Raw genomic sequence first — 22,405 nt, forward strand, 5'->3', positions numbered from 1 at the left:
ATTTAGTTTTTAAAGTTTAAATAAAAGGAAATAATCATGGCAAAAGGTAAATTCGAACGGACCAAGCCGCACGTAAACGTAGGCACGATTGGCCACGTTGACCACGGTAAAACAACACTGACAGCGGCGATTACCACTGTACTGACCAAGAAATTCGGCGGCGAAGCAAAAGCTTACGACCAAATTGACGCGGCACCAGAAGAAAAAGCACGCGGCATCACCATCAACACAGCACACGTAGAATACGAAACAGCCACACGTCACTACGCACACGTTGACTGCCCAGGCCACGCCGACTATGTAAAAAACATGATTACCGGCGCAGCCCAAATGGACGGCGCAATCCTGGTATGTTCAGCAGCTGACGGCCCAATGCCACAAACACGCGAACACATCCTGCTGGCACGTCAAGTAGGCGTACCATACATCATCGTATACCTGAACAAAGCCGACCTGGTTGACGATCCTGAATTGTTGGAACTGGTTGAAATGGAAGTGCGTGACCTGTTAAGCAAATACGACTTCCCAGGCGACGACACCCCAATCATCACCGGCTCAGCACGTGCTGCGCTGGAAGGCGACCAATCAGACATCGGCGAACCATCCATCTTCAAACTGGCCGACGCACTCGACAGCTACATCCCGCTGCCAGAACGCGCAATCGACGGCACATTCCTGATGCCAGTAGAAGACGTATTCTCAATCTCAGGCCGCGGTACCGTAGTAACCGGTCGTGTAGAACGCGGCATTGTTAAAGTCGGCGACGAAATTGAAATCGTAGGTATCAAAGACACCCTGAAAACCACCTGTACCGGCGTTGAAATGTTCCGCAAACTGCTGGATCAAGGTCAAGCAGGCGACAACGTAGGCGTATTGCTGCGTGGTACCAAACGTGAAGAAGTGGAACGTGGTCAAGTATTGGCAAAAGCTGGCTCTATCAAACCGCACACCAAATTCACGGCAGAAATCTACGTGCTGGGTAAAGACGAAGGTGGTCGTCACACGCCATTCTTCCAAGGCTACCGTCCACAATTCTACTTCCGTACCACAGACGTAACTGGCGCAGTTGAATTGCCAGCGGGTACAGAAATGGTTATGCCAGGTGACAACGTATCAATCACAGTGACCCTGATTGCCCCGATCGCGATGGAAGAAGGCTTGCGCTTCGCTATCCGTGAAGGTGGCCGTACTGTGGGTGCTGGTGTTGTAGCTAAGATTATCGAGTAATTTTTGTAGTTAAATCAAACGGCAGGGTGAACCCTGCCGTTTCGCTCTTTTGAAAGGCAGTAAAATGACAAACCAAAAAATCCGTATTCGTCTTAAAGCATTTGATTATCGTTTGATCGATCAATCAGCTCAAGAAATCGTAGAAACTGCCAAACGTACTGGCGCTGTTGTTAAAGGTCCAGTGCCATTACCAACACGTATCGAACGTTTTGATATTCTGCGTTCACCGCACGTAAATAAAACATCGCGCGACCAATTCGAAATCCGCACTCATCAACGCTTAATGGATATCGTGGATCCTACTGATAAAACAGTGGATGCATTGATGAAGTTGGACTTGCCGGCTGGTGTTGATGTAGAAATCAAGCTGTAATCTTTGAAAATCAGTTTTATTCGTTGTTGCTTTTGTTCACCGTGCTTTTTGTACTATCTTGACAAAAGCGCGTAGCCTAAAACCGATTTAAAAAGATAGTAAAGGTTAAGTAGTAAAATCTAGTTGTAAAAAAAATGGAGGTTCGGTATAATCCGGCCTCTTTCATGGAAGTCGGTCAATTGCAATCGACTTTTTAACTAAAAATAAAGGAAACGATCATGAGCTTAGGGCTTATTGGTCGCAAAGTTGGTATGACCCGCGTATTTACCGAGGATGGCGCAAGCGTTCCGGTAACTGTGCTGGAAGTTGTGCCTAACCGCGTGACACAGATCAAGACGACCGCAAGCGATGGCTATACTGGCCTTCAAGTTGCTTACGGAACTCGTCGTGCTAGCCGTGTAACTAAAGCTTTGGCTGGGCATTATGCCAAGTCAGGCTCTGCTGCAGGTGCTGGTATTCATGAATTCTCAGTCGGTGACGACGTTCTAGCCAATTACACGCCAGGTGCAAATATCACGGTTGATATTTTCGAGGTGGGTCAAAAGGTTGACGTTACAGGCACGTCTTTGGGTAAGGGCTTTGCTGGCGCTATCAAGCGTCACCATTTCAGTTCTAACCGTGCTTCACATGGTAACTCACGTTCACATAACGTACCTGGCTCTATCGGTATGGCGCAGGATCCTGGTCGCGTGTTCCCAGGTAAGCGTATGCCTGGTCACTTGGGTGCCGTTAAGGTTACAACGCAGAACCTGGAAGTTGTCCGTGTTGATGTAGAGCGCAATTTATTGTTGATTAAAGGTGCGATCCCTGGTTCTAAAGGCGGTGACGTTGTTGTGCGTCCGGCCATTAAAGCTAAAGCTGCCAAGGGAGGTTCTAAATAATGGAACTTAAATTAATAGATAAAAACGGTAAGGCCGCAAAAAAAGGCGTGACTGTATCTGAAGGTACATTCGGACGTGAGTTCAATGAGGCTTTGGTGCATCAGGTCGTTGTTGCTTATATGGCAAATGCCCGCACTGCAACGCGTGCACAAAAGGGTCGTGATGCTGTAGCACACACCACGCATAAGCCATACGCGCAAAAGGGTACCGGTAATGCTCGTTCAGGTATGAGCTCAAGCCCGATCTGGCGTGGAGGTGGTCGTGCATTCCCTAACTCGCCTAACGAGAACTTTAGCCATAAAGTTAACCGTAAGGCTTACCGTGCCGGCATGCAGACTATTTTGTCTGAGTTGGTGCGTCAAGACCGCTTGAGCGTGGTTGAAGAGTTCAATGTTGAAACTCCTAAAACTAAAGCTCTGGCTGAAAAAATTAAAGGTTTGGGTTATACCGATGGCGTTCTGGTGTTGACTGACGGCTTCGATGAAAACCTGTACTTATCTTCACGTAACCTCACTAATGTGATGGTGGTAGAAGCGCAATTTGCTGACCCGGTTAGCCTGGTGCGTTTCCCGAATGTGGTGGCAACTGCTGCTGCAGTGAAGAAACTTGAGGAGATCTTAGCATGATGAACGCTATCACTAAAACTCAAGATCGTTTGCTGCAGGTTATTCTAGCTCCGCAAATCACTGAGAAAGCAACTTACATTGCTGATAAACACCAGCAGATCGCATTTAAAGTGCGTACTGATGCTACTAAACCTGAAATCAAGGCTGCAGTTGAGCTTGTGTTCAAGGTTGAGGTTGACAAGGTTGCTGTGATTAATGTCGGCGGCAAAGTAAAGCGCGCAGGCAAGCGCATGGGTAAACGTAACGACTGGAAAAAAGCTTATGTGAGCTTGAAGCCAGGTCAAGAAATTAACTTCGCAGCGGGCGAATAAGGAGAGAAGATATGGCATTAGTTAAAGTCAAACCAACTTCCCCCGGTCGTCGTGGCGTACTTAAGGTGGTAACGCCTGATTTGTACAAAGGTAAACCACACGCACCGCTGTTGGAAAGTCAAAGTAAAAACGCTGGCCGTAATAATAACGGCCGTATTACAACACGTCACCAAGGTGGCGGTCATAAACAGCACTATCGTTTAGTTGATTTCCGTCGCAACAAGGATGGTATCCCAGCTAAAGTTGAGCATATCGAGTATGACCCAAACCGCACAGCGCACATTGCATTGCTTTGTTACGCTGATGGTGAGCGTCGTTACATCATTGCTCCGCGCGGCGTAGTTGCCGGTACGCAATTGATCAGTGGTTCAGATGCGCCAATCAGGGTTGGTAACGCATTGCCGTTACGTAACATTCCTGTAGGTAGCACAATCCATTGTATCGAGTTGCAACCAGGTAAAGGTGCGCAGTTGGCTCGCTCAGCTGGTACTTCTGTACAGTTGCTGGCGCGTGAAGGCAGCTATGCGCAATTGCGTTTACGTTCAGGCGAGGTTCGCCGCGTTCACGTTGATTGCAAGGCAACTTTGGGTGAAGTGGGTAATGAAGAGCATTCACTGCGTTCTATTGGTAAAGCTGGTGCGATGCGCTGGCGCGGTGTTCGTCCTACCGTTCGCGGTGTGGTGATGAACCCGGTTGATCACCCACACGGTGGTGGTGAAGGTAGAACAGCTGCTGGTATGAATCCGGTTAGCCCATGGGGTGTTAAAACTAAGGGTTATCGCACACGTAGTAGCAAGCGTACAGATAACATGCGTATTAGTCGTCGTCCGAGAGGCGTAAGGTAATCATATGGCACGTTCACTAAAAAAAGGTCCATTTATTGATGGTCATTTGGCTAAAAAAGTAGAAGTCGCTGCTGCTTCACGCGACCGTAAACCAATTAAGACTTGGTCACGCCGTTCTACAATTTTCCCAGATTTTATTGGTCTTACTATTGCAGTTCATAATGGTAAGCAACACGTACCTGTGTTGATTTCTGAAAACATGGTTGGTCACAAGCTTGGCGAATTTGCGTTAACACGTACATTCAAAGGTCACGCAGCCGACAAGAAAGCTAAGAAGTAGGAGCTGATGATGCAAGTATCTGCAATATTAAAAGGTGTACATCTCTCTCCTCAAAAGGCTAGATTGGTGGCAGACCTCGTACGCGGCAAGAAAGTTGATCACGCGCTTAACATCTTGAACTTCACACCTAAAAAAGGTGCTGAGATCATCAAGAAAGTTGTTGAGTCTGCAATCGCTAATGCTGAACATAACAATGGCGCTGATATTGACGAATTGAAGGTAACTTCAATTTATGTTGATAAAGGCATTGTGCTGAAACGTATTCGTCCACGTGCAAAAGGTCGCGCTGGTCGTATTACTAAACCAACCTGTCACATTCATGTGACTGTCGGTAACTAAAGGATAATCATGGGTCAGAAAATTCATCCAATTGGTTTCCGTCTGAGCGTTCAGAAAAACTGGGCCTCACGTTGGTATGCCAATAGTAAAAACTTCCCTGCGATGTTGCAAAGCGACATTAAAGTACGTGAGTTTCTTAATAAGAAATTAGCAAGTGCTGCAGTGAGCCGTATTTTGATCGAGCGTCCTGCCAAGAACGCAAAAATCACGATTTACAGCGCACGTCCAGGTGTTGTGATTGGTAAGAAAGGTGAGGACATCGAGTCATTGCGTTCTTCTCTCCAAGGTTTGATGGGCGTTCCTGTTCATTTGAATATTGAAGAAGTGCGTAAGCCTGAACTTGATGCAACTTTGATTGCTCAATCAATCGCTCAACAGCTTGAAAAACGTGTGATGTTCCGTCGTGCCATGAAACGCGCCATGCAAAATGCAATGCGTTTAGGTGCACAAGGTATCAAGATCATGAGTTCAGGCCGTTTGAATGGTATCGAGATCGCGCGTACTGAATGGTACCGTGAAGGCCGTGTGCCACTCCATACATTGCGTGCGGATATCGATTACGGTGTAGCTGAAGCCTCAACTACATACGGTATCATCGGCATCAAAGTGTGGGTATTCAAAGGTGAGATATTTGCAGGTAATGCACAAGCTGCGCAAGCTGCTGTTGCACCAACTGCTGAACCTGAAAAAAGAGTAAGAAAGGCGAGGGCTAAAGATGCTACAACCGTCTAGACAAAAATACCGTAAGATGCAAAAAGGCCGTAATAAAGGCATTGCTACTACGGGTAATAAAGTAAGCTTTGGTGACTTTGGCTTGAAGGCTATTGGTCGCGGTCGTTTGACAGCACGTCAAATTGAAGCTGCGCGTCGTGTTATGACCCGTCACATTAAACGTGGTGGTCGCGTATGGATCCGCATTTTCCCAGACCAGCCAATTTCTAAAAAACCTGCTGAAGTTCGTATGGGTAACGGTAAAGGTAGTACCGAGTACTACGTAGCCCAAATCCAGCCAGGTAAAATGTTGTACGAGATGGATGGTGTAAGTGAAGAGCTTGCACGTGAAGCGTTCCGTTTGGCTGCTGCTAAGCTGCCAATCGAAACAACATTCATGACTCGCCAACTAGGTAGTTAAGGAAAGGTGAGCTAAATATGAAAGCAACCGATTTAAGAGCAAAAAGTGTTGATGAGTTGAATGCAGAGTTGATTGAATTGCGTCGTGCGCAATTCTCACTGCGTATGCAATTGGCTACTCAACAATTAAACAATGTAGATCAGCTAGGTAAAGTACGCAAAGATGTAGCGCGTGTTAAGACTGTATTGGCTGAGAAAGCAAAGCAGGCATAATATGACCGAAACAACGAAAGTAGTGCGTAGTCTTACTGGTCGCGTAGTTAGCGACAAGATGGACAAAACTGTTACTGTTTTAGTTGAGCGCAAAGTAAAGCATCCTTTGATTGGTAAAGTTGTTCGCCAATCCAAGAAGTTTCATGCGCACGATGAAACAAATAGCTGTAAAGAAGGTGATGTGGTTACGATTGTTGAAAGTCGTCCATTGTCAAAAACAAAAACTTGGGTAGTTAAACAGGCCTAAGTAACGTGAAGCGCAATTACTGTCAAAAGTAATTGCGCATTCATCGTTAGCTGTATATAATGTTTTGTTTTTCGGCGAGCGACTTATATTAAGTCAAAAAGCTCTCGCCCCAATACTGACCGTGGTCTGTCGGCCTAGATAGTTTTTAACTATACATGGCCGGTGTTGGTTTTAACGGATTAAGTTGGAGATTATTCTCATGATTCAAATGCAATCAAGGCTTGAAGTTGCCGATAACACTGGTGCCCGCTCTGTGCAGTGCATTAAGGTGTTGGGTGGCTCAAAGCGTCGTTACGCTGGTATAGGCGATATCATTAAAGTTAGCATCAAGGATGCTGCTCCACGTGGTCGCGTAAAAAAAGGCGAAGTTTATAGCGCGGTTGTTGTGCGTACTGCTAAGGGTGTTCGTCGTCCAGACGGCTCTTTGGTTAAGTTCGACGGCAATGCTGCTGTTCTGTTGAATAACAAATTGGAACCGATTGGCACCCGTATTTTTGGGCCAGTGACTCGTGAATTACGTTCAGAAAAATTCATGAAAATCGTTTCATTAGCACCAGAAGTGTTGTAGGAGCTCACATGAGTAAAATTCGCAAGGGTGATCAGGTCATCCTGAATACAGGTAAGGACAAAGGTAAGCAAGGTACGGTATTGAGTGTTCTTGATTCCGGTAAGGTTGTGGTTGAAGGTCTTAACTTGGTTAAGAAGCATGCTAAACCTAACCCGATGAAAGGTATTGCTGGTGGCATCATTGCCAAAGAAATGCCTATCGATATTTCAAACGTTGCTTTATTTAACAGTGCGACCCAAAAAGGTGATCGCGTAGGCTTTAAGACATTGGATGATGGTCGCAAAATACGCGTATTCAAATCTAATGGCGAAGCAGTGGACGCATAGGAAGAATTATGGCGCGCTTAAAAGATTATTATAAAGACTCAGTAGTTAAGGCTATGACTGAGCAATTTGGTTACACTTCAATCATGCAGGTTCCTCGTATTGAAAAAATCACCCTGAATATGGGTGTTGGTGAGGCTGTTGCTGATAAGAAAGTGATGGAGCATGCTGTTGGTGATATGGAGAAAATTGCTGGTCAAAAAGCAATTGTTACCAAAGCTAAGAAATCAGTGGCTGCATTTAAGATTCGTGATGACTATCCTGTTGGTTGTAAAGTCACTTTACGCCGCGAACGTATGTATGAGTTCCTAGATCGCCTGGTTACTGTTGCTATCCCACGTATTCGTGACTTCCGCGGTATTTCTGCGAAATCATTTGATGGCCGTGGTAATTACAACATGGGCGTTAAAGAGCAGATCATTTTCCCTGAAATTGAATACGACAAGATCGATGCGATTCGCGGGATGAATATCACTATTACTACTACTGCAAAAACTGATGAAGAGGCAAAGGCTTTGCTTGCTGCATTTAGTTTTCCTTTCAGGGGTTAAGACATGGCTAAAACCTGTATGACAGAACGCGAAATCAAACGTCGCGAAACTGTAAGTAAATTTGCTGCAAAGCGTGCAGCACTTGAAGCTGCAATGAATGATGTTAATGCTACTGCTGAGAGCCGTTTTGAAGCGCGTATGAAATTCCAGGCGCTTCCACGTAACTCCAGTCCGGTTCGTCTGCGTAATCGTTGTGCTTTAACTGGTCGCCCACGTGGTGTGTTTAGTAAATTCGGTATTGGGCGTAGTAAACTGCGCGATTTGATGATGAGCGGCCAAGTGCCAGGCGTCACCAAGGCCAGCTGGTAATAGGAGAATAGATCTATGAGTATGAGTGATCCAATTGCCGACATGTTGACGCGTATTCGTAATGCGCAGATGGTCAATAAAGCGGTTGTAACTATGCCTTCTTCTAATGTTAAGTCTGCTATTGCTAGCGTACTTAAAGATGAAGGTTACATTGAAGACTTCGCTGTTCAAAAAGATGGCAGCAAAGCAACATTGAACATTAGCTTGAAATATTATGCAGGTCGCCCAGTGATTGAGCGCATCCAGCGTGTAAGCAAGCCAGGTTTGCGTGTTTACAAAGGAAGCCAAGAGATTCCTAAAGTAATGAATGGTCTTGGTGTGACAATTATGTCTACATCTAAGGGTGTAATGACAGATCGCAAAGCTCAAGCTGCCGGTATCGGTGGTGAAGTGCTGTGCGTAGTGGCTTAAGGAGAAGCAAATGTCACGTGTTGCTAAAAATCCAGTAGCTATTCCAGCTAAAGTAGAAGTGGTGTTGAGTGCTGATGCAATCAACGTAAGCGGTCCTTTAGGTAAATTGACTCAAGCTCTGACTTCAGCAGTTGTGCTGAAAAAAGAGGGTGATGCTATTACCTTCGCGGCAGCAAATGATGCGCAGCATTCACAAGCTATGTCGGGTACAGTGCGTGCCCTGGTAGCGAATATGGTAAAAGGTGTTTCAGAGGGCTTTACACGTAAATTGACACTGATCGGTGTTGGTTACAAAGCTGCTGCACAAGGTGCTGTATTGAACTTGGAGCTTGGCTATTCACATCCTATTAACCATAAAATGCCAGCTGGCGTTACCGTTGCTACTCCGACTCCAACAGAAATCGTGTTGACCGGTGTTGATAAACAGGTAATTGGTCAAGTTGCAGCCCAGATTCGTGCATATCGTGCTCCAGAGCCTTATAAAGGCAAGGGTGTTCGTTATGCAGATGAGGTTGTTGCAATTAAAGAAACCAAGAAGAAATAAGGCTTAAAAAATGAACAACGTAAATAATCGCTTGCGTCGCGCACGTAAAACCCGTGCCAAAATTGCAGAGCTAAAAGTTACCCGTTTAAGTGTGCATCGTACTAATACACACATTTATGCGCAAATTATTGCTGAAACTGGCGATAAAGTAATTGTTAGCGCTTCTACGGTTGAGGCCGACGTTCGTAAAAACATTAAAAACGGCGGCAATGTAGAAGCTGCTGCGGCAATTGGTAAGTTGATTGCTGAGAAGGCGAAAAAAGCTGGTGTTACTACCGTGGCTTTTGATCGTTCTGGTTACAAATATCATGGCCGTATTAAAGCGTTGGCAGATGCCGCACGTGAAAACGGCTTGTCCTTCTAATTGGTCTGATTGCTTAAGAGGTTAATGATGGCAAAAGAAATTGAACAGCAACAGCAGCAGACTGATGGTTTGCGCGAAAAAATGATTGCAGTTAATCGTGTAAGTAAAACGGTTAAAGGCGGTCGCATTATGAGTTTTGCTGCACTTACAGTGGTAGGTGATGGTGATGGCGCGGTAGGTATGGGTAAGGGTAAGGCGCGTGAAGTTCCGGTAGCTGTACAAAAAGCTATGGATGAAGCACGTCGCGGTATGTTAAAGATCAATTTAACAAACGGCACTTTGCATCATGCTGTAACTGGCGTTCACGGTGCTGCAAAAGTATTCATTCAACCAGCTTCTGAAGGTACCGGTATTATTGCTGGTGGCGCAATGCGCGCGATTTTTGAAGTGATGGGTGTAACTAACGTTGTGGCTAAATGTATTGGTTCAACAAACCCTTACAATTTGGTTCGCGCTACATTAAACGGCTTGGAGTCTATGAATACGCCTGCGGAAATCGCGGCTAAGCGTGGCAAATCAGTCGAAGAAATCAGAGGCTAATCATGGCTAAAGCAAAAAAAGATGCATCAACTATTAAAGTAACGCTGGTGAAAAGTGTTATTGGACGTATTGAGGCGCATAAAGCTACAGTTAGAGGCTTAGGTCTGCGTCGCATGCACCATACAGTTGAGTTACAAGATACACCGGCAATTCGCGGCATGATCAATGCCGTTAGCTATCTCGTAAAGGTAGAAGCATAATGCAATTAAATACTATTAAGCCTGCAGAAGGCGCAAAAAAAGAACGTCGTCGCGTAGGTCGCGGTATTGGTTCAGGTTTAGGCAAAACAGCTGGTCGTGGCCATAAAGGTCAAAAATCACGTACTGGCGGTTTTCACAAAGTAGGTTTTGAAGGCGGCCAAATGCCAATTCAACGTCGCTTGCCTAAGCGTGGTTTCAAATCATTGACTAAAGCTGATACGGCACATGTGCGTACTAGCGAACTGGCTTTGATCCCAAATGAAGTGATCGATCTGTTGGCTTTGAAAGCAGCAAATATCGTTTCAGGTACAGTTAAGAACGCAAAAATTTATTTGTCAGGCGATGTTGCCGGCAAATACAACATCCAAGGTCTGTTGCTGACCAAGGGTGCACGCGCTGCCATCGAAGCTGCTGGTGGTAAAGTTCTAGAAGCTGCATAAGAGATAATATTTTGGCACAAGAAGGCTTATTGAAAACAGCGGCAAAAATGGGCGAACTCAAAAGTCGCCTGTTTTTTGTTTTGGGTGCTTTAGTTGTTTATCGCTTGGGTGCTCATATACCTGTTCCAGGTATTGATCCCGAGGTGTTGGCTAAGTTGTTCGAGTCGCAAAGCGGTGGCATCCTGGGCATGTTTAACATGTTCTCAGGCGGTGCATTGTCACGGTTTACCGTGTTTGCACTGGGTATCATGCCGTACATTTCTGCATCTATCATCATGCAGTTACTGGCGGCTGTGTCGCCTAAGCTTGAGCAGCTGAAAAAAGAGGGTGAAGCTGGGCGCCGTACTATTACTAAATATACACGTTACGGTACTGTAGTGCTTGCTACATTCCAGGCGTTAGGTATTGCAATCATGCTTGAAGGCCAGGCTGGTTTAGTATTAGATCCAGGTATGGCATTTAGGTTAACTGCGGTGATTACCCTTGTTTGTGGCACCATGTTTTTGATGTGGTTGGGTGAGCAGATTACCGAACGTGGTATCGGCAATGGTATTTCTATCATTATTTTTGCTGGTATAGTCGCCGGATTGCCGCATGCGATCGGTTCTACAGCCGAAATGGTGAACACAGGTGCATTTAGTATCCCGTTGGCTTTCTTCTTGCTGGTTGCAACTATCCTGGTGACAGCGCTTGTGGTGTTTGTTGAGCGCGGTCAACGCAAGATTACTGTTAATTATGCTAAGAGACAGGTGGGTAATAAGGTATATGGCGGCCAAACAACGCATTTGCCTATGAAGCTGAACATGGCTGGTGTCATACCTCCTATTTTTGCCTCAAGCATTATCTTGTTCCCGGCAACGCTGGCTGGCTGGTTTGGCGGAAGTGAACATACGTTCTGGCTAAAAGATGTTGCTGCTGCCTTGTCCCCAGGTCAGCCAATCTACATCTTATTATTTGCTGCTGCGATTGTATTCTTCTGTTTTTTCTACACTGCATTGCAGTTTAATCCAAAAGATACAGCCGACAACTTGAAGAAAAGTGGTGCTTTTATCCCGGGGATCAGGCCTGGTGATCAAACAGCCAAGTACATCGACCGCATTATGGGTAGATTGACTTTGGTTGGTGCAGCGTATATCACTTTGGTTTGCCTGTTACCTGAATTCCTGATCTTGAAGTTTAATACACCATTCTATTTCGGCGGTACTTCTTTGCTGATTATTGTTGTGGTAACCATGGATTTTATGACGCAAGTGCAGTCTCATTTGATGTCTCATCAATACGAGGGATTGCTTAGAAAAGCTAATTTTAAAGGTAATGCGCTTGGGCGCTAAGTAATTCTAAGATGGCTAAGGAAGATAGAATTGAAATGCAAGGGGAGATTCTTGAGAATCTTCCAAATGCAACTTTTAGAGTTAAGTTAGAAAATGGTCATATTGTTTTAGGCTATATTTCTGGGAAAATGCGCATGCACTACATTCGTATTTTACCTGGTGATAAAGTCACCGTTGAGATGACGCCTTATGATTTATCCCGTGCGCGAATTACGTTCCGCGCGAAATAAACAATAAGTGTTGTGCATACCGTTTAGTTGTATTGGAGTGAAATATGAGAGTTCGTGCATCAGTAAAGGCTTTATGCCGTAATTGTAAAGTTGTTCGTCGTCGTGGCGTTGTGCGTATCATCTGCACAGACCCACGTCATAAACAACGTCAAGGTTAATTGATTAACTTCAATTAATCCAAATTAGTAAAAGCTTCGGCTGCATACTAATTTAAGTTGGTCAATAATTTGATTGATCAGAAGATTAGCTATTTGATAAAAAATGGTTTTCCTGTTAAAATCACCGGCTTTTTTAAAGCAAGTGAATCAGTAAAGCCTAATTTGGAGTAAAGTATGGCGCGTATTGCAGGGGTAAATATCCCGAATAATAAACACACGGAAATTGCATTGACTGCAATTTACGGTATTGGTCGTAATACAGCACAAAAAATCTGTGCCGCAGCTGGTGTATTGCCTACTGCAAAAATTAAAGATTTGAATGATGCGGACGTAGAAAAATTACGTGACGAAGTAGGCAAGTTCAAAGTTGAAGGTGACTTACGTCGCGAAATATCAATGAACATCAAGCGCCTGATGGATTTGGGCTGCTACCGTGGTGTTCGTCATCGCCGTGGTCTGCCGGTGCGTGGTCAACGTACAAAAACAAATGCCCGTACACGTAAGGGTCCAGTTAAAGCGATTAAACAATCTAAATAATCCTGTTAAGGCTTAGATAGTTTACAAATTTTAGTAAGTTTATTGGTAAGGAAAAATGCAACATGGCAAAAGCTAATGTACGCGTAAGAAAGAAAGTTAAAAAGAATATTGCTGAGGGTATTGCCCACGTGCATGCATCTTTTAACAACACCATCATCACAATTACAGACCGTCAAGGCAATGCTCTGTCTTGGGCGACTTCTGGTGGTCAGGGTTTTAAAGGTTCTCGTAAGAGTACTCCTTTTGCTGCGCAGGTTGCTGCAGAAGTTGCTGGTAAGTCAGCACAAGAGAGTGGTGTGAAGAATTTAGAAGTGCGTATTAAAGGCCCAGGTCCAGGTCGTGAATCTGCTGTGCGCGCACTGAACGCTGCTGGTTTCAAAATTACCAGCATTACTGATGTGACGCCAGTTCCGCATAACGGTTGCCGTCCACCTAAAAAACGTCGCATTTAAGCGAAAAAGATTACTGGAGAACTATCTTGGCTAGAAATTTAGATCCTAAATGCCGTCAATGCCGTCGTGAAGGCGAAAAGTTGTTTTTAAAAGCTGAAAAATGCTTTTCTGATAAATGCGCTATTGAAAAACGTAATTTCCCACCTGGTCAACATGGCCAACGTAGAAATCAACGCCTGTCAGACTACGGCGTTCAATTGCGTGAGAAACAAAAAGTGCGTCGTATTTACGGCGTTTTAGAAGCTCAATTCCGTAGCTACTATGCTGAAGCAGACCGTAAAAAAGGCATTACCGGTGAAAACCTGCTGCAATTGCTTGAGTGCCGCTTAGATAACGTCACTTACAGAATGGGTCTGGGCGGTTCACGTACTGAGGCGCGTCAAATCGTTCGTCACAACAGTATTTTAGTAAATGGCAAGCGCGTTAACATTCCTTCATACCAAGTTAAAGCTGGTGATGTGATCAGTGTGGCTGAAGCTGCTAAATCACAGTTGCGCATTAAAGGTGCTTTAGAGGCTGCTGAACAACGCGGTTTCCCAGAATGGTTGGAAGTTGATGTTAAAGCTTTGAAAGGTACTTTCAAAGCTAAGCCGCAACGTGATGAATTGCCACCAACAATCAATGAATCATTGGTAGTTGAGCTTTACTCTAAGTAATTAAGTTGTGAATCGCGCAGTTAGCAGATCCTTATGGGTTTGCTAACTTCAGCGTTTATAGGCCACGGGCCTGTAAGATTATTAAAAAAATTAAAGGTATAACTATGCAAAACAGTCCTACCGAGTATTTGAAACCGCGCGTAGTTGATGTTGAGGTTTTATCTCCATTGCGTGCACGAGTAACACTTGAGCCTATGGAGCGTGGTTTTGGTTACACATTGGGTAATGCGCTACGTCGTGTGTTGCTGTCATCAATCCCTGGCTTCGCTATTACTGAAGTAAAGATTGATGGTGTTGTTCATGAGTATTCAACGATTGATGGCGTTCAGGAAGATGTTGTTGATATCTTGCTGAATCTTAAAGGCGTTGCTCTTAAATTGAATTCAAAATCAGAAACAATTCTGAAGCTGAATAAGTCAGTTGAAGGTGTTGTGACTGCCGGTGATTTTGAAACAGGCCATGATGCTGAAATCGTGAACCCTAACCATGTGATTGCACACCTGACAAAAGGCGGCAAACTGAATCTGGAAGTTAAAGTAGAAATGGGTCGTGGTTATCAGCCAGTTCCTGTACGTCAAAAAGCGAATGATGAAGACCGTGTTTTAGGTTTTATTATGGTTGATGCATCATTCAGCCCGATCAACAAGGTAAGTTACTATGTTGATAGCGCGCGTGTTGAGCAGCGTACTGACTTGGACAAGCTTGTAATGGATGTTGAAACCAACGGCGTGATTGAACCTGAGCAAGCTATCCGTGATGCAGCTCGAATTCTGATGGGTCAACTGTCAGTGTTCGCCGATCTGGAAGGTGCTCCAAGTGAAGTGGAAGTTAAATCAGCTCCTCAGGTGGATCCAGTGTTACTGCGTCCGGTTGATGATCTTGAATTGACAGTACGTTCTGCAAATTGCCTGAAAGCAGAAAATATATTCTACATTGGTGACTTGATCCAACGTACAGAGAATGAGCTGTTAAAGGCGCCTAACCTCGGTCGTAAATCACTTAATGAGATTAAAGATGTTCTGGCAACTCGTGGCTTGACATTAGGCATGAAGTTAGAGAATTGGCCACCAGTTGGTCTGGAAAAAGCTTAATTAAGCTTGATATTGAAGTTATAGAAACCTTAAGGAATTACTATGCGTCACGGTAATAGCAATCGTAAATTAAATCGTACTAGCAGCCATCGTGCGGCGATGTTCCGTAACATGACTGCGTCATTGTTGCGTCATGAAATCATTAAAACTACTTTGCCAAAAGCAAAAGAGTTGCGTAAATTCGCAGAGCCTTTAATTACTTTAGGTAAAACTGCAACTTTAGCAAATCGTCGCTTAGCTTTCGATCGTTTACGTGATCGTGACATCGTAGGTAAGCTGTTTGGCGAACTTGGTCCTCGTTACAACGCACGTAACGGTGGTTACTTACGTATCTTGAAATGCGGTTTTCGCAATGGCGACAATGCACCTATGGCATTGGTTGAACTTGTTGATCGTCCAGATACATCTGCAGAAGCTGTTGTTGCTGAGTAAGTAATTCATTAAGTTTTACAATTAAAAAGCCAGCATTTAGCTGGCTTTTTAATTTCCGGCATATATTCCGGAAATCGCCAATGGCTAAGCTTTGATAAGCATGACGATATCATTTTCTGTAAATGGCCAATTCAATTCGGCTTGGGTACCTACACGCGCGATAACAGGTATCCTGATGCCGTATTTTTCGATCAAGCCATCGTCATCGCTGATCTCTTGAATAAGCCAGTTAATTTCATGGCGGCTTTTCAAGTGTATTAGCATCGCCTCAGCCTGCTCGCAAAGATGGCAGTGCGAAGTTGTATAAAGAACGAGTTGTTTCATTAATTAGCAAGCCCCTGGTTTTAGTATTTGCTGCATTATATTTGCTTGGAATAGACGTATATTTATACTAATAAAATTCTATTTTCCATCAAAAATAAATCATAATGGCGTACTAGCATACATAAAATCAAACGTCGTTATTTCAGGACATTATGGCAGATAATCAAGAGTCCAAAGATAGTCTAAGCGAGAACCTGCAGCAGGTTATTTCTTTGCTTGACAAGCATCGTTTAGTTGAGAATTTGCTGCATAGTCAGGAGATGCCAAATCACGAGCTTGTAGAGTCTTTAGTACATAAGCAGAATTTACAGGAATTACAGAAAAAACTGGATGTTTTGCATCCGGCTGACGTTGCCTACATCCTTGAGGCTTTGCCGCTCGAGCAGCGTTTGGATGTTTGGGAGCTAGTCAAGGCCGAACGTGACGGCGAAATCTTGCTGGAAGTATCCGATGCCGTGCGACAGACGCTGATCGCGGACATGGATTCCGACGAGTTGCTTGCTGCTGCTGAACAGCTTGATACCGATGAACTTGCCGACCTGGCACCTGATCTCCCTAAAGATGTTTTCCAGGACTTGCTGGATAGCCTGGATGCACAAAACCGTGCGAGGCTGCAATCAGCATTGTCATACTCGGACGATGCCGTAGGTTCAATCATGGATTTTGACATTGTGACGATCCGTGAAGATATTTCACTTGAAGTCGCATTGCGATACATGCGACGGCTAGGTAGCCTGCCTGATCATACTGATAAGCTGTTTGTGGTGGACAGGCACGATATATTGCGCGGTGTATTACCGCTCAAACGTTTGGTTGTCAGTGACCTGGATGACAATGTTGCTGATGTAATGTCGGAAGATGCGGTTATTTTTCATCCTGAAGATATTGCCGATGACGCGGCAAAGGCTTTTGAGCGTTATGACCTGGTCACTGCGCCTGTGGTCGATGAAAATAATAAACTAATAGGTCGGGTGACCGTAGATGCTGTGATGGACCTGATCCGTGAAGAGGCGGAAAGCGATATGCTTTCCATGGCCGGCTTGCGTGAAGAAGAGGACTTTTTTGCATCTGTATGGAAATCGGTGCAGAACCGCTGGGCATGGCTGGCGATTAATTTAGTTACGGCATTGGTAGCATCGCGTGTGATCGGGCTGTTTGAAGGTTCGATAGAGAAAATTGTTGCGCTTGCAGCGTTAATGCCGATTGTAGCGGGCATAGGAGGTAACTCGGGTAATCAGACGACCACCATGATTGTACGTGGTTTGGCGCTTGGGCAGGTCTCCAGCCACAATATGCAATCACTGATTACCAAAGAGCTTGGTGTTTCCCTGCTGAATGGTCTGCTCTGGGGCGGCGTGCTTGGCGTAATCGCCTATGTGCTTTATGGTAGCTATCAATTAGGGTTGGTCATGATGGCGGCCATGACCCTCAATTTGCTGCTGGCGGCATTGATGGGCGTCATGATTCCGCTGGTGATGAATAAGGTTGGCCGTGACCCGGCTGTGGGTTCCAGCGTGCTGATTACTGCGATGACTGACAGTGGCGGTTTCTTTATTTTCCTTGGTCTTGCAACAATATTCTTGCTCTAGAATTTGATGCATTATTTTGACTTATTGTTAATCGGGTTGATTTAAATATGAATCATGACAGTATTCAGATGATCCTGCAGGAGGTCATTGACGATATCTCTACACCTGCAGGTTTGTGGCAGCTGGCGATTGTAGTGGCTGCCTGCTGCGCAGCCTGGGCAATTAACGGCTTGTTGCGTGCCAGCGTGATGCGTCATGCACCTGAGCACTGGAAGCTTGGGATCGGTGGCATTAATCGCGTTTTGTTCCCGCTATCTACATTGATCTTTGTCCTGATGGGGAAACTCATCCTGAATTACTGGCAGCATACCAGTTTGCTGCTGCTGGCCAGCAAGCTGCTGCTGGCGATGGCAGCGATCCGTTTAGTGGTTTATGCCGTGCGTTACATCATTGAGCCCGGAGGCATGCTTAAAACGCTTGAAAACAGCATTGCCGGCCTGATCTGGATACTGATGGCACTGCACTTGAGCGGCCTGCTGCCGGAGATATTGAATGCCCTGGAAGATATCAAGTTTAATATCGGAAAAAACCCAGTAAATTTACTGCTTGCCCTGCAGGGAATCCTGACGATACTGGTCACGATTTTCATTGCCCTGTGGTTTAGCCGGATGATTGAAAACAAGCTGATGCGTGTTCAGAACATCAACATGAATCTGCGAGTTGTACTGTCTAAGCTGCTGCGCGTATTTTTGCTGTTTCTGGCAATCCTGATTGCCCTGTCCGCGGTCGGGCTTGATATCACAATGCTTTCCGTGTTTGGCGGTGCGCTGGGTGTTGGCCTGGGGTTCGGTTTGCAGCGCATCGCCAGCAATTATGTGAGCGGTTTCATTATCCTGCTCGATAAATCCATGCAAATAGGCGATATTGTAACGATTGATAGCCATTATGGCGTTGTCAGTGACCTGCGTACGCGCTACCTGGTATTGCGCAAACTGGATGGTACGGAAGTCATTATTCCTAACGAAACGCTCATTACCACACCTGTCATCAATCATTCCTTTACTGACCATAGAGGTAAGATATCGATGCCGGTTCAGGTGGGGTATGACAGTCCGCTTGAATTGGCAATGCAGCTGATGGTGGATATTGCTGTGCGTAACCCCCGGGTGCTTGTGGAGCCTGCGCCTGCTGTGCAGATCAAAGGCTTTGCTGAAAGCGGTATTGATTTGATGCTTTCCTTTTGGATTCCAGACCCGGAAGAGGGGAGCGGGGCGCTGCAATCGGATATCTATCTGGAAATATGGAAGGCATTCAATAGGAACGCTATTTCTATCCCTTATCCGCAGCGTGAAGTGCGCATATTGAATGATAAAAATTAACCATTATTGGATATGGCTGGATTTAGTCGGCTAGATGGCAGGTTTGGATAGCAGGTTTAGCTAATAAAAAAGCCCACTGAAAAGCGGGCTTCTTTATGCTTGAAATAATGATTATTTCAATTTTGTTTCTTTGTACATCACGTGTTTACGTGCAACAGGGTCAAATTTCTTGATCTCGAATTTACCTGGCATAGTACGTTTGTTTTTTGTAGTGGTATAGAAATGACCTGTGCCAGCACTTGATTCCAGTTTGATTTTTTCGCGCATTTTACTTTCCTTTATTTGCTAAATTTAAGTTAGCAGCTTAAATCTTTTGGCCAGCGGCACGCATATCAGCCAAAACAGCATCAATACCGTTTTTGTCGATTGTACGTAATGCGGCGTTAGTAATACGCATGCTTACCCAGCGGTTTTCGCTTTCAACCCAAAATTTGCGGTTTTGCAAATTAGGTAAAAAACGACGTTTTGTTTTGTTTTGTGCGTGAGAAACATTGTTACCCACCATCGGCTTTTTGCCTGTTACCTGACATACACGTGCCATGGTTATCTCCAAGAACTCTATTTTTGAGAAAGAGCGGCATTATAGACCATAAACTTAACTTTGTTCAAGCTAAATATGTGATTATTAATGCATGTTGTTTATTAATGTTTACCGGTACTGCCAAATCCGCCTTCGCCGCGTTCAGACGTATCAAAATCATCGACAACATGAAACTCTGCCTGCACTACCGGTACGATGACCAGCTGGGCTATACGCTCCATGGGGTTCAGTTCGAACGCCGTATTGCCACGATTCCAGCAGGATACCATGAGCTGCCCTTGGTAGTCTGAATCTATCAAGCCTACAAGATTGCCCAGCACGATGCCGTGCTTATGACCCAGGCCGGAACGTGGCAGTATCAGGGCTGCATAATATGTGTTGTCGATATGGATAGCCATGCCGGTCGGGATGAGTGTGGTTTCGCCCGGCTGCAAGGTGATGGCCGCATCGATGCATGCTCTGAGGTCAAGGCCGGCAGAACCTGGTGTGGCATAAGTAGGGAACTGGCTGCGCAGACGGTCGTCTAGTATTTTAAGGTCGATGAGGATAGACATGATGTGGTTTTTATATTGGTTGGAATGAATGCATATTAGACACCAAATATACATAATAAAAAAGCTGCCTGATCGGTCAGGCAGCTATAAACTGTAAACGTTGTAAATCAGAACTTATATTGAGCGCTTAGGCCGAGCAGGTAGTTTCTGCCAGCAGCGGGTTCAAAGAATCTCAGGTTGCTGTCGTTGATGCGCACAGAGCCTATATATTCTTTATCAAACATATTTTCTACACGCACATACTCACTGAAACGCCAGTTAGCCAGGTTCTGCTCAAAACCTGCACGTATGTTGAATATGGTATAAGAATGCGCAGAATCAGTGTTGATGTCGTTTACATACACCTTACTGTTATGTCTGGCCTCCAAAGCGGTTTTGAAGCCAAGCGGATTGTATTTCCATGCGACTTCACCATAAACCTGGCTGCTATACGTGCCGGGGATTTTGTTACCGGATTCGATGGTGGTGGGGATGCCGGAAGACGGTATGTAGGTAAAGTCGGAATCAAACTTGGCGTCTAATAATGAATAAGAAAAATATGTCGATATATTGTGGCTGAACTGCGAATCAATAGACAGCTCAGCACCTTTACGCTTGGTCTTGTTTGCGTTACCGAATACGCTTCTGTTGGCAGCATTGGTTTCTTTTGTCACGATTTCATCGTCGGTATCAATTTTAAATACATTGAAGTTGACTTGATGGTTATCTGCAATGATCGCTTTCAGGCCTAGTTCATAGTTGGTGCTTTCGCTGGGTTTAAGCGCCAGGTTTGGCGCGCCATTGTTAACGGAGTTATAGGCGGCTTCGATAAAGGTCGGTGTTTCAAAGCCTTTGCCGTAGTTTGCGTACAGATTGAAGGTCGGTGTCACTTTCCATATGGCACCAATCACCGGCGTGGTTTTCTGGTACTCAACAGAGCCGCTGTTGTTGCCGTTATTGGCTGAACCGGTCAGGAAGTTATCATTCACCTCGAGTTTGACTTTGGTGTGCCTGGCGCCAGCGTGGATATCGAAGTTATCGCTTAGTGATATTTTTCCTTGAATATACTGGTCGAAGTTTGTAGAAATATTATCTTCATCCCGGTTTAGTGCAAAGTTGCCGTTTCCGGCTATGAGCGGACGTTTAATGCCGCTATCGGTATTGATGTCGAGTCTCTTGTCATTCATTTTGCCGTAAGTCAAGCCCACGGAGAGGTTGTATGGCATGCTGAAAAGGTTGCCATTGTTGTCCCATCTTAAGTCCGATCCCCAGAAATCCCGGTCTATCGAGCTTGCCCTGCCTGCGGTTGTGGTGGTGCTGGTAGAGAGGTATTGCAGGTTCTTGCGATTTCCGACGTAGGTCATCAGGTTGATTTTATTGTTTGCGTTGAGCGCATGTTCGATATTAAAACCAACCTGGGTGTGGTCGCGACTGACTCTTGTTTTTGCCCTGTAAGCGCTGTTAGGTGCTGCTTTAGGGTCATTGAAAGCGGATGGGTCGTTTGCCGTTGCAACTCTAGGCAGGCCTAATGGGTCTTCTGCGTCCTGTTCAAACCAGTTTACGAGCGCATTCACTTTTGTGTCGTCGCTGACATTGATTTTGAATTTGGCGGTGGCTTGCTGTTTGCTGCCTGCGCTGTTATCGCGATAACCGTTTGTTTCAAAGTTGGACACATTCAGCAAATATTCAATATTTTCTGCTGTGCCGGCAGCGTTGATGATTTGACGTTTGGTATCGTAGCTGCCAAACATCACTGTCGCGCCGACGACTGGGTTTTTGGGCGCATCTTCCGTAAACATCTGGATGACGCCGCCGGAGGAGTTACCATAAAGCGCTGAGAACGGGCCACGCATCACTTCAATAGATTTGATGGCTGATAAATCAACGACACCTGGCTGGCCTTGTCCATCCGGCATTGTCAGAGGAATACCGTCTACATAAACGCGTATGCCGCGCACACCGAAGCTGGAGCGCGAACCAAATCCACGGCTGGATATTTGCGGATCCTGTGACTGGTTGGTGCGGTTCTGCGCTGTGACGCCGGGCACGCGGATCAGGCTTTCGGAAAGCGTCATCTGCAATTGGCCATCCTGGATGTCTTCTTTTTTCACCACGTCAATCGCTACCGGCAGGTCGAAGCTGTTTTGTTCAACGCGCGTGGCGGTAACAACCACGGGTGCGGTTATGATTTTGGCGATAGGTGCCGATTCTTCAGCAAACGCCTGATAGCTGGCGCTGAGTGTGCTCAATACGGCAGCAGATATGATTTTTCTTTTGTAATTGTTAGGGTGCGACATAGACTAACCTTAGGTAATTAATGTGATTAAGACTTGGTTTGCGCGGATTTTAAGCGATTCATGCAAATATAACATCAGTATTTCCATGAAAATAATATGGTTAATGAGACGGGAAAATGCAAAATCTGTTGATGGTGACTGATTCTGCATCAGGCGATTGATTACCGCGTGTAGCGCAGGCTGCTGGCCTGC

Annotated in this window: 37 protein-coding genes; 32 read left to right on the forward strand and 5 right to left on the reverse strand. The window is 45.3% G+C overall.

Annotated features, from left to right (window positions below):
- Positions 1 to 36 precede the first annotated feature (36 nt).
- From tuf to rplQ, 30 genes are all read left to right on the forward strand, one after another.
- Positions 37 to 1,227 (forward strand): elongation factor Tu, encoded by a 1,191-nt coding sequence (gene tuf, locus GQ51_RS10065; protein WP_047552472.1) that lies wholly within the window; start codon positions 37 to 39, stop codon positions 1,225 to 1,227.
- 64 nt (positions 1,228 to 1,291) lie between these two features.
- Positions 1,292 to 1,600, forward strand: a complete 309-nt coding sequence (gene rpsJ, locus GQ51_RS10070) for a 30S ribosomal protein S10 (RefSeq protein WP_015831295.1) — start codon at positions 1,292 to 1,294, stop codon at positions 1,598 to 1,600.
- 218 nt (positions 1,601 to 1,818) lie between these two features.
- Positions 1,819 to 2,481, forward strand: a complete 663-nt coding sequence (rplC, locus tag GQ51_RS10075) for a 50S ribosomal protein L3 (protein WP_047552505.1) — start codon at positions 1,819 to 1,821, stop codon at positions 2,479 to 2,481.
- The gene (gene rplD, locus GQ51_RS10080) at positions 2,481 to 3,107 is read left to right on the forward strand and encodes a 50S ribosomal protein L4 (RefSeq protein ID WP_047552508.1); all 627 of its coding nucleotides are present in this window, start codon (positions 2,481 to 2,483) and stop codon (positions 3,105 to 3,107) included. The genes rplC and rplD overlap by 1 nt, the downstream gene beginning before the upstream one ends.
- Positions 3,104 to 3,418, forward strand: coding sequence for a 50S ribosomal protein L23 (gene rplW, locus GQ51_RS10085; protein WP_047552511.1), 315 nt, complete (start codon positions 3,104 to 3,106; stop codon positions 3,416 to 3,418). The genes rplD and rplW overlap by 4 nt, the downstream gene beginning before the upstream one ends.
- 11 nt (positions 3,419 to 3,429) lie before the next feature.
- Positions 3,430 to 4,263: a 50S ribosomal protein L2 gene (rplB, locus tag GQ51_RS10090; protein WP_047552514.1), complete on the forward strand. Its 834-nt coding sequence runs from the start codon at positions 3,430 to 3,432 to the stop codon at positions 4,261 to 4,263.
- A 4-nt stretch (positions 4,264 to 4,267) separates the two neighbouring features.
- Positions 4,268 to 4,543 (forward strand): 30S ribosomal protein S19, encoded by a 276-nt coding sequence (gene rpsS, locus GQ51_RS10095; RefSeq protein ID WP_047552517.1) that lies wholly within the window; start codon positions 4,268 to 4,270, stop codon positions 4,541 to 4,543.
- A gap of 9 nt (positions 4,544 to 4,552) precedes the next feature.
- Entirely contained in the window at positions 4,553 to 4,882 is a 330-nt protein-coding gene (gene rplV / locus GQ51_RS10100) for a 50S ribosomal protein L22 (protein WP_013147044.1), read from the forward strand.
- Positions 4,883 to 4,891: 9 nt separating this feature from the next.
- Entirely contained in the window at positions 4,892 to 5,614 is a 723-nt protein-coding gene (gene rpsC / locus GQ51_RS10105) for a 30S ribosomal protein S3 (protein ID WP_047552520.1), read from the forward strand.
- Positions 5,598 to 6,014, forward strand: a complete 417-nt coding sequence (rplP, locus tag GQ51_RS10110; RefSeq protein ID WP_019899750.1) for a 50S ribosomal protein L16 — start codon at positions 5,598 to 5,600, stop codon at positions 6,012 to 6,014. The genes rpsC and rplP overlap by 17 nt, the downstream gene beginning before the upstream one ends.
- Before the next feature lie 17 nt (positions 6,015 to 6,031).
- Positions 6,032 to 6,226 (forward strand): 50S ribosomal protein L29, encoded by a 195-nt coding sequence (gene rpmC, locus GQ51_RS10115; RefSeq protein ID WP_047552523.1) that lies wholly within the window; start codon positions 6,032 to 6,034, stop codon positions 6,224 to 6,226.
- Between the two features lies 1 nt (position 6,227).
- Positions 6,228 to 6,473: a 30S ribosomal protein S17 gene (gene rpsQ / locus GQ51_RS10120; protein WP_047552526.1), complete on the forward strand. Its 246-nt coding sequence runs from the start codon at positions 6,228 to 6,230 to the stop codon at positions 6,471 to 6,473.
- Positions 6,474 to 6,672: 199 nt separating this feature from the next.
- The gene (gene rplN / locus GQ51_RS10125; RefSeq protein ID WP_015831305.1) at positions 6,673 to 7,041 is read left to right on the forward strand and encodes a 50S ribosomal protein L14; all 369 of its coding nucleotides are present in this window, start codon (positions 6,673 to 6,675) and stop codon (positions 7,039 to 7,041) included.
- 8 nt (positions 7,042 to 7,049) lie between these two features.
- Positions 7,050 to 7,367, forward strand: a complete 318-nt coding sequence (gene rplX, locus GQ51_RS10130; protein WP_047552529.1) for a 50S ribosomal protein L24 — start codon at positions 7,050 to 7,052, stop codon at positions 7,365 to 7,367.
- 8 nt (positions 7,368 to 7,375) lie between these two features.
- Positions 7,376 to 7,915 (forward strand): 50S ribosomal protein L5, encoded by a 540-nt coding sequence (gene rplE, locus GQ51_RS10135; protein WP_047552530.1) that lies wholly within the window; start codon positions 7,376 to 7,378, stop codon positions 7,913 to 7,915.
- A gap of 3 nt (positions 7,916 to 7,918) precedes the next feature.
- On the forward strand, positions 7,919 to 8,224 hold the full coding sequence (gene rpsN / locus GQ51_RS10140) for a 30S ribosomal protein S14 (protein WP_047552533.1): 306 nt from the start codon (positions 7,919 to 7,921) through the stop codon (positions 8,222 to 8,224).
- 15 nt (positions 8,225 to 8,239) lie between these two features.
- Positions 8,240 to 8,635 carry a 30S ribosomal protein S8 gene (gene rpsH / locus GQ51_RS10145; RefSeq protein WP_047552536.1) on the forward strand — a complete coding sequence of 132 codons (396 nt, stop codon included), beginning with the start codon at positions 8,240 to 8,242 and terminating at the stop codon, positions 8,633 to 8,635.
- 10 nt (positions 8,636 to 8,645) lie between these two features.
- Positions 8,646 to 9,179, forward strand: coding sequence for a 50S ribosomal protein L6 (gene rplF, locus GQ51_RS10150; RefSeq protein WP_047552540.1), 534 nt, complete (start codon positions 8,646 to 8,648; stop codon positions 9,177 to 9,179).
- Between the two features lie 10 nt (positions 9,180 to 9,189).
- Positions 9,190 to 9,543 (forward strand): 50S ribosomal protein L18, encoded by a 354-nt coding sequence (rplR, locus tag GQ51_RS10155; protein WP_047552541.1) that lies wholly within the window; start codon positions 9,190 to 9,192, stop codon positions 9,541 to 9,543.
- 27 nt (positions 9,544 to 9,570) lie between these two features.
- Positions 9,571 to 10,083: a 30S ribosomal protein S5 gene (gene rpsE / locus GQ51_RS10160; protein WP_015831312.1), complete on the forward strand. Its 513-nt coding sequence runs from the start codon at positions 9,571 to 9,573 to the stop codon at positions 10,081 to 10,083.
- A 2-nt stretch (positions 10,084 to 10,085) separates the two neighbouring features.
- Positions 10,086 to 10,283, forward strand: coding sequence for a 50S ribosomal protein L30 (gene rpmD, locus GQ51_RS10165; RefSeq protein WP_047552544.1), 198 nt, complete (start codon positions 10,086 to 10,088; stop codon positions 10,281 to 10,283).
- Positions 10,283 to 10,723, forward strand: coding sequence for a 50S ribosomal protein L15 (gene rplO / locus GQ51_RS10170; protein WP_047552546.1), 441 nt, complete (start codon positions 10,283 to 10,285; stop codon positions 10,721 to 10,723). Before rpmD ends, rplO begins: the two co-directional genes overlap by 1 nt.
- Before the next feature lie 47 nt (positions 10,724 to 10,770).
- On the forward strand, positions 10,771 to 12,054 hold the full coding sequence (gene secY / locus GQ51_RS10175; RefSeq protein WP_442922108.1) for a preprotein translocase subunit SecY: 1,284 nt from the start codon (positions 10,771 to 10,773) through the stop codon (positions 12,052 to 12,054).
- 11 nt (positions 12,055 to 12,065) lie between these two features.
- Positions 12,066 to 12,284, forward strand: a complete 219-nt coding sequence (infA, locus tag GQ51_RS10180) for a translation initiation factor IF-1 (RefSeq protein ID WP_047552551.1) — start codon at positions 12,066 to 12,068, stop codon at positions 12,282 to 12,284.
- Positions 12,285 to 12,328: 44 nt separating this feature from the next.
- Positions 12,329 to 12,442, forward strand: a complete 114-nt coding sequence (gene rpmJ / locus GQ51_RS12350; RefSeq protein WP_013147060.1) for a 50S ribosomal protein L36 — start codon at positions 12,329 to 12,331, stop codon at positions 12,440 to 12,442.
- Positions 12,443 to 12,616: 174 nt separating this feature from the next.
- The gene (gene rpsM, locus GQ51_RS10185; RefSeq protein ID WP_047552554.1) at positions 12,617 to 12,979 is read left to right on the forward strand and encodes a 30S ribosomal protein S13; all 363 of its coding nucleotides are present in this window, start codon (positions 12,617 to 12,619) and stop codon (positions 12,977 to 12,979) included.
- A 62-nt stretch (positions 12,980 to 13,041) separates the two neighbouring features.
- Entirely contained in the window at positions 13,042 to 13,431 is a 390-nt protein-coding gene (gene rpsK, locus GQ51_RS10190; protein WP_020166857.1) for a 30S ribosomal protein S11, read from the forward strand.
- 26 nt (positions 13,432 to 13,457) lie between these two features.
- A complete protein-coding gene (rpsD, locus tag GQ51_RS10195) occupies positions 13,458 to 14,087 on the forward strand; it encodes a 30S ribosomal protein S4 (RefSeq protein WP_047552556.1) in 630 nt (209 codons plus the stop codon).
- A 104-nt stretch (positions 14,088 to 14,191) separates the two neighbouring features.
- Positions 14,192 to 15,178 (forward strand): DNA-directed RNA polymerase subunit alpha, encoded by a 987-nt coding sequence (locus tag GQ51_RS10200; protein WP_047552560.1) that lies wholly within the window; start codon positions 14,192 to 14,194, stop codon positions 15,176 to 15,178.
- Between the two features lie 42 nt (positions 15,179 to 15,220).
- The gene (gene rplQ, locus GQ51_RS10205; protein WP_047552564.1) at positions 15,221 to 15,610 is read left to right on the forward strand and encodes a 50S ribosomal protein L17; all 390 of its coding nucleotides are present in this window, start codon (positions 15,221 to 15,223) and stop codon (positions 15,608 to 15,610) included.
- Positions 15,611 to 15,694: 84 nt separating this feature from the next.
- Here rplQ and GQ51_RS10210 read toward each other — a convergent pair whose 3' ends face one another.
- A complete protein-coding gene (locus tag GQ51_RS10210; protein ID WP_047552566.1) occupies positions 15,695 to 15,934 on the reverse strand; it encodes a glutaredoxin family protein in 240 nt (79 codons plus the stop codon).
- A 152-nt stretch (positions 15,935 to 16,086) separates the two neighbouring features.
- Here GQ51_RS10210 and mgtE point away from each other — a divergent pair, with 152 nt between their 5' ends.
- A complete protein-coding gene (gene mgtE, locus GQ51_RS10215; protein WP_047552569.1) occupies positions 16,087 to 17,523 on the forward strand; it encodes a magnesium transporter in 1,437 nt (478 codons plus the stop codon).
- Between the two features lie 47 nt (positions 17,524 to 17,570).
- Positions 17,571 to 18,842, forward strand: coding sequence for a mechanosensitive ion channel family protein (locus GQ51_RS10220; RefSeq protein ID WP_047552572.1), 1,272 nt, complete (start codon positions 17,571 to 17,573; stop codon positions 18,840 to 18,842).
- A gap of 111 nt (positions 18,843 to 18,953) precedes the next feature.
- On the opposite strand, the gene rpmG is transcribed toward GQ51_RS10220, so the two are convergent.
- The 4 genes from rpmG to GQ51_RS10240 form a co-directional block, all read right to left on the reverse strand.
- Complete coding sequence (gene rpmG, locus GQ51_RS10225) at positions 18,954 to 19,109, reverse strand: 50S ribosomal protein L33 (RefSeq protein WP_047552575.1); 156 nt, start codon at positions 19,107 to 19,109, stop codon at positions 18,954 to 18,956.
- Positions 19,110 to 19,146: 37 nt separating this feature from the next.
- Complete coding sequence (gene rpmB, locus GQ51_RS10230) at positions 19,147 to 19,383, reverse strand: 50S ribosomal protein L28 (RefSeq protein WP_019899727.1); 237 nt, start codon at positions 19,381 to 19,383, stop codon at positions 19,147 to 19,149.
- Between the two features lie 101 nt (positions 19,384 to 19,484).
- Positions 19,485 to 19,937 carry a dUTP diphosphatase gene (gene dut, locus GQ51_RS10235; protein ID WP_047552578.1) on the reverse strand — a complete coding sequence of 151 codons (453 nt, stop codon included), beginning with the start codon at positions 19,935 to 19,937 and terminating at the stop codon, positions 19,485 to 19,487.
- Between the two features lie 107 nt (positions 19,938 to 20,044).
- The gene (locus tag GQ51_RS10240; protein WP_047552580.1) at positions 20,045 to 22,213 is read right to left on the reverse strand and encodes a TonB-dependent receptor family protein; all 2,169 of its coding nucleotides are present in this window, start codon (positions 22,211 to 22,213) and stop codon (positions 20,045 to 20,047) included.
- Positions 22,214 to 22,405 lie beyond the last annotated feature (192 nt).

The organism is Methylotenera sp. G11 (assembly GCF_000799735.1).
Taxonomy (GTDB): domain Bacteria; phylum Pseudomonadota; class Gammaproteobacteria; order Burkholderiales; family Methylophilaceae; genus Methylotenera.

What these genes read in the sequence shown, in the direction of transcription:
- tuf (WP_047552472.1), top strand. Translation starts at nt 37, where the DNA reads ATGGCAAAAGGTAAATTCGAACGGACCAAGCCGCACGTAAACGTAGGC.
- rpsJ (WP_015831295.1), top strand. Translation starts at nt 1,292, where the DNA reads ATGACAAACCAAAAAATCCGTATTCGTCTTAAAGCATTTGATTATCGT.
- rplC (WP_047552505.1), top strand. Translation starts at nt 1,819, where the DNA reads ATGAGCTTAGGGCTTATTGGTCGCAAAGTTGGTATGACCCGCGTATTT.
- rplD (WP_047552508.1), top strand. Translation starts at nt 2,481, where the DNA reads ATGGAACTTAAATTAATAGATAAAAACGGTAAGGCCGCAAAAAAAGGC.
- rplW (WP_047552511.1), top strand. Translation starts at nt 3,104, where the DNA reads ATGATGAACGCTATCACTAAAACTCAAGATCGTTTGCTGCAGGTTATT.
- rplB (WP_047552514.1), top strand. Translation starts at nt 3,430, where the DNA reads ATGGCATTAGTTAAAGTCAAACCAACTTCCCCCGGTCGTCGTGGCGTA.
- rpsS (WP_047552517.1), top strand. Translation starts at nt 4,268, where the DNA reads ATGGCACGTTCACTAAAAAAAGGTCCATTTATTGATGGTCATTTGGCT.
- rplV (WP_013147044.1), top strand. Translation starts at nt 4,553, where the DNA reads ATGCAAGTATCTGCAATATTAAAAGGTGTACATCTCTCTCCTCAAAAG.
- rpsC (WP_047552520.1), top strand. Translation starts at nt 4,892, where the DNA reads ATGGGTCAGAAAATTCATCCAATTGGTTTCCGTCTGAGCGTTCAGAAA.
- rplP (WP_019899750.1), top strand. Translation starts at nt 5,598, where the DNA reads ATGCTACAACCGTCTAGACAAAAATACCGTAAGATGCAAAAAGGCCGT.
- rpmC (WP_047552523.1), top strand. Translation starts at nt 6,032, where the DNA reads ATGAAAGCAACCGATTTAAGAGCAAAAAGTGTTGATGAGTTGAATGCA.
- rpsQ (WP_047552526.1), top strand. Translation starts at nt 6,228, where the DNA reads ATGACCGAAACAACGAAAGTAGTGCGTAGTCTTACTGGTCGCGTAGTT.
- rplN (WP_015831305.1), top strand. Translation starts at nt 6,673, where the DNA reads ATGATTCAAATGCAATCAAGGCTTGAAGTTGCCGATAACACTGGTGCC.
- rplX (WP_047552529.1), top strand. Translation starts at nt 7,050, where the DNA reads ATGAGTAAAATTCGCAAGGGTGATCAGGTCATCCTGAATACAGGTAAG.
- rplE (WP_047552530.1), top strand. Translation starts at nt 7,376, where the DNA reads ATGGCGCGCTTAAAAGATTATTATAAAGACTCAGTAGTTAAGGCTATG.
- rpsN (WP_047552533.1), top strand. Translation starts at nt 7,919, where the DNA reads ATGGCTAAAACCTGTATGACAGAACGCGAAATCAAACGTCGCGAAACT.
- rpsH (WP_047552536.1), top strand. Translation starts at nt 8,240, where the DNA reads ATGAGTATGAGTGATCCAATTGCCGACATGTTGACGCGTATTCGTAAT.
- rplF (WP_047552540.1), top strand. Translation starts at nt 8,646, where the DNA reads ATGTCACGTGTTGCTAAAAATCCAGTAGCTATTCCAGCTAAAGTAGAA.
- rplR (WP_047552541.1), top strand. Translation starts at nt 9,190, where the DNA reads ATGAACAACGTAAATAATCGCTTGCGTCGCGCACGTAAAACCCGTGCC.
- rpsE (WP_015831312.1), top strand. Translation starts at nt 9,571, where the DNA reads ATGGCAAAAGAAATTGAACAGCAACAGCAGCAGACTGATGGTTTGCGC.
- rpmD (WP_047552544.1), top strand. Translation starts at nt 10,086, where the DNA reads ATGGCTAAAGCAAAAAAAGATGCATCAACTATTAAAGTAACGCTGGTG.
- rplO (WP_047552546.1), top strand. Translation starts at nt 10,283, where the DNA reads ATGCAATTAAATACTATTAAGCCTGCAGAAGGCGCAAAAAAAGAACGT.
- secY (WP_442922108.1), top strand. Translation starts at nt 10,771, where the DNA reads ATGGGCGAACTCAAAAGTCGCCTGTTTTTTGTTTTGGGTGCTTTAGTT.
- infA (WP_047552551.1), top strand. Translation starts at nt 12,066, where the DNA reads ATGGCTAAGGAAGATAGAATTGAAATGCAAGGGGAGATTCTTGAGAAT.
- rpmJ (WP_013147060.1), top strand. Translation starts at nt 12,329, where the DNA reads ATGAGAGTTCGTGCATCAGTAAAGGCTTTATGCCGTAATTGTAAAGTT.
- rpsM (WP_047552554.1), top strand. Translation starts at nt 12,617, where the DNA reads ATGGCGCGTATTGCAGGGGTAAATATCCCGAATAATAAACACACGGAA.
- rpsK (WP_020166857.1), top strand. Translation starts at nt 13,042, where the DNA reads ATGGCAAAAGCTAATGTACGCGTAAGAAAGAAAGTTAAAAAGAATATT.
- GQ51_RS10200 (WP_047552560.1), top strand. Translation starts at nt 14,192, where the DNA reads ATGCAAAACAGTCCTACCGAGTATTTGAAACCGCGCGTAGTTGATGTT.
- rplQ (WP_047552564.1), top strand. Translation starts at nt 15,221, where the DNA reads ATGCGTCACGGTAATAGCAATCGTAAATTAAATCGTACTAGCAGCCAT.
- GQ51_RS10210 (WP_047552566.1), bottom strand. Translation starts at nt 15,934, where the DNA reads ATGAAACAACTCGTTCTTTATACAACTTCGCACTGCCATCTTTGCGAG.
- mgtE (WP_047552569.1), top strand. Translation starts at nt 16,087, where the DNA reads ATGGCAGATAATCAAGAGTCCAAAGATAGTCTAAGCGAGAACCTGCAG.
- GQ51_RS10220 (WP_047552572.1), top strand. Translation starts at nt 17,571, where the DNA reads ATGAATCATGACAGTATTCAGATGATCCTGCAGGAGGTCATTGACGAT.
- rpmG (WP_047552575.1), bottom strand. Translation starts at nt 19,109, where the DNA reads ATGCGCGAAAAAATCAAACTGGAATCAAGTGCTGGCACAGGTCATTTC.
- rpmB (WP_019899727.1), bottom strand. Translation starts at nt 19,383, where the DNA reads ATGGCACGTGTATGTCAGGTAACAGGCAAAAAGCCGATGGTGGGTAAC.
- dut (WP_047552578.1), bottom strand. Translation starts at nt 19,937, where the DNA reads ATGTCTATCCTCATCGACCTTAAAATACTAGACGACCGTCTGCGCAGC.
- GQ51_RS10240 (WP_047552580.1), bottom strand. Translation starts at nt 22,213, where the DNA reads ATGTCGCACCCTAACAATTACAAAAGAAAAATCATATCTGCTGCCGTA.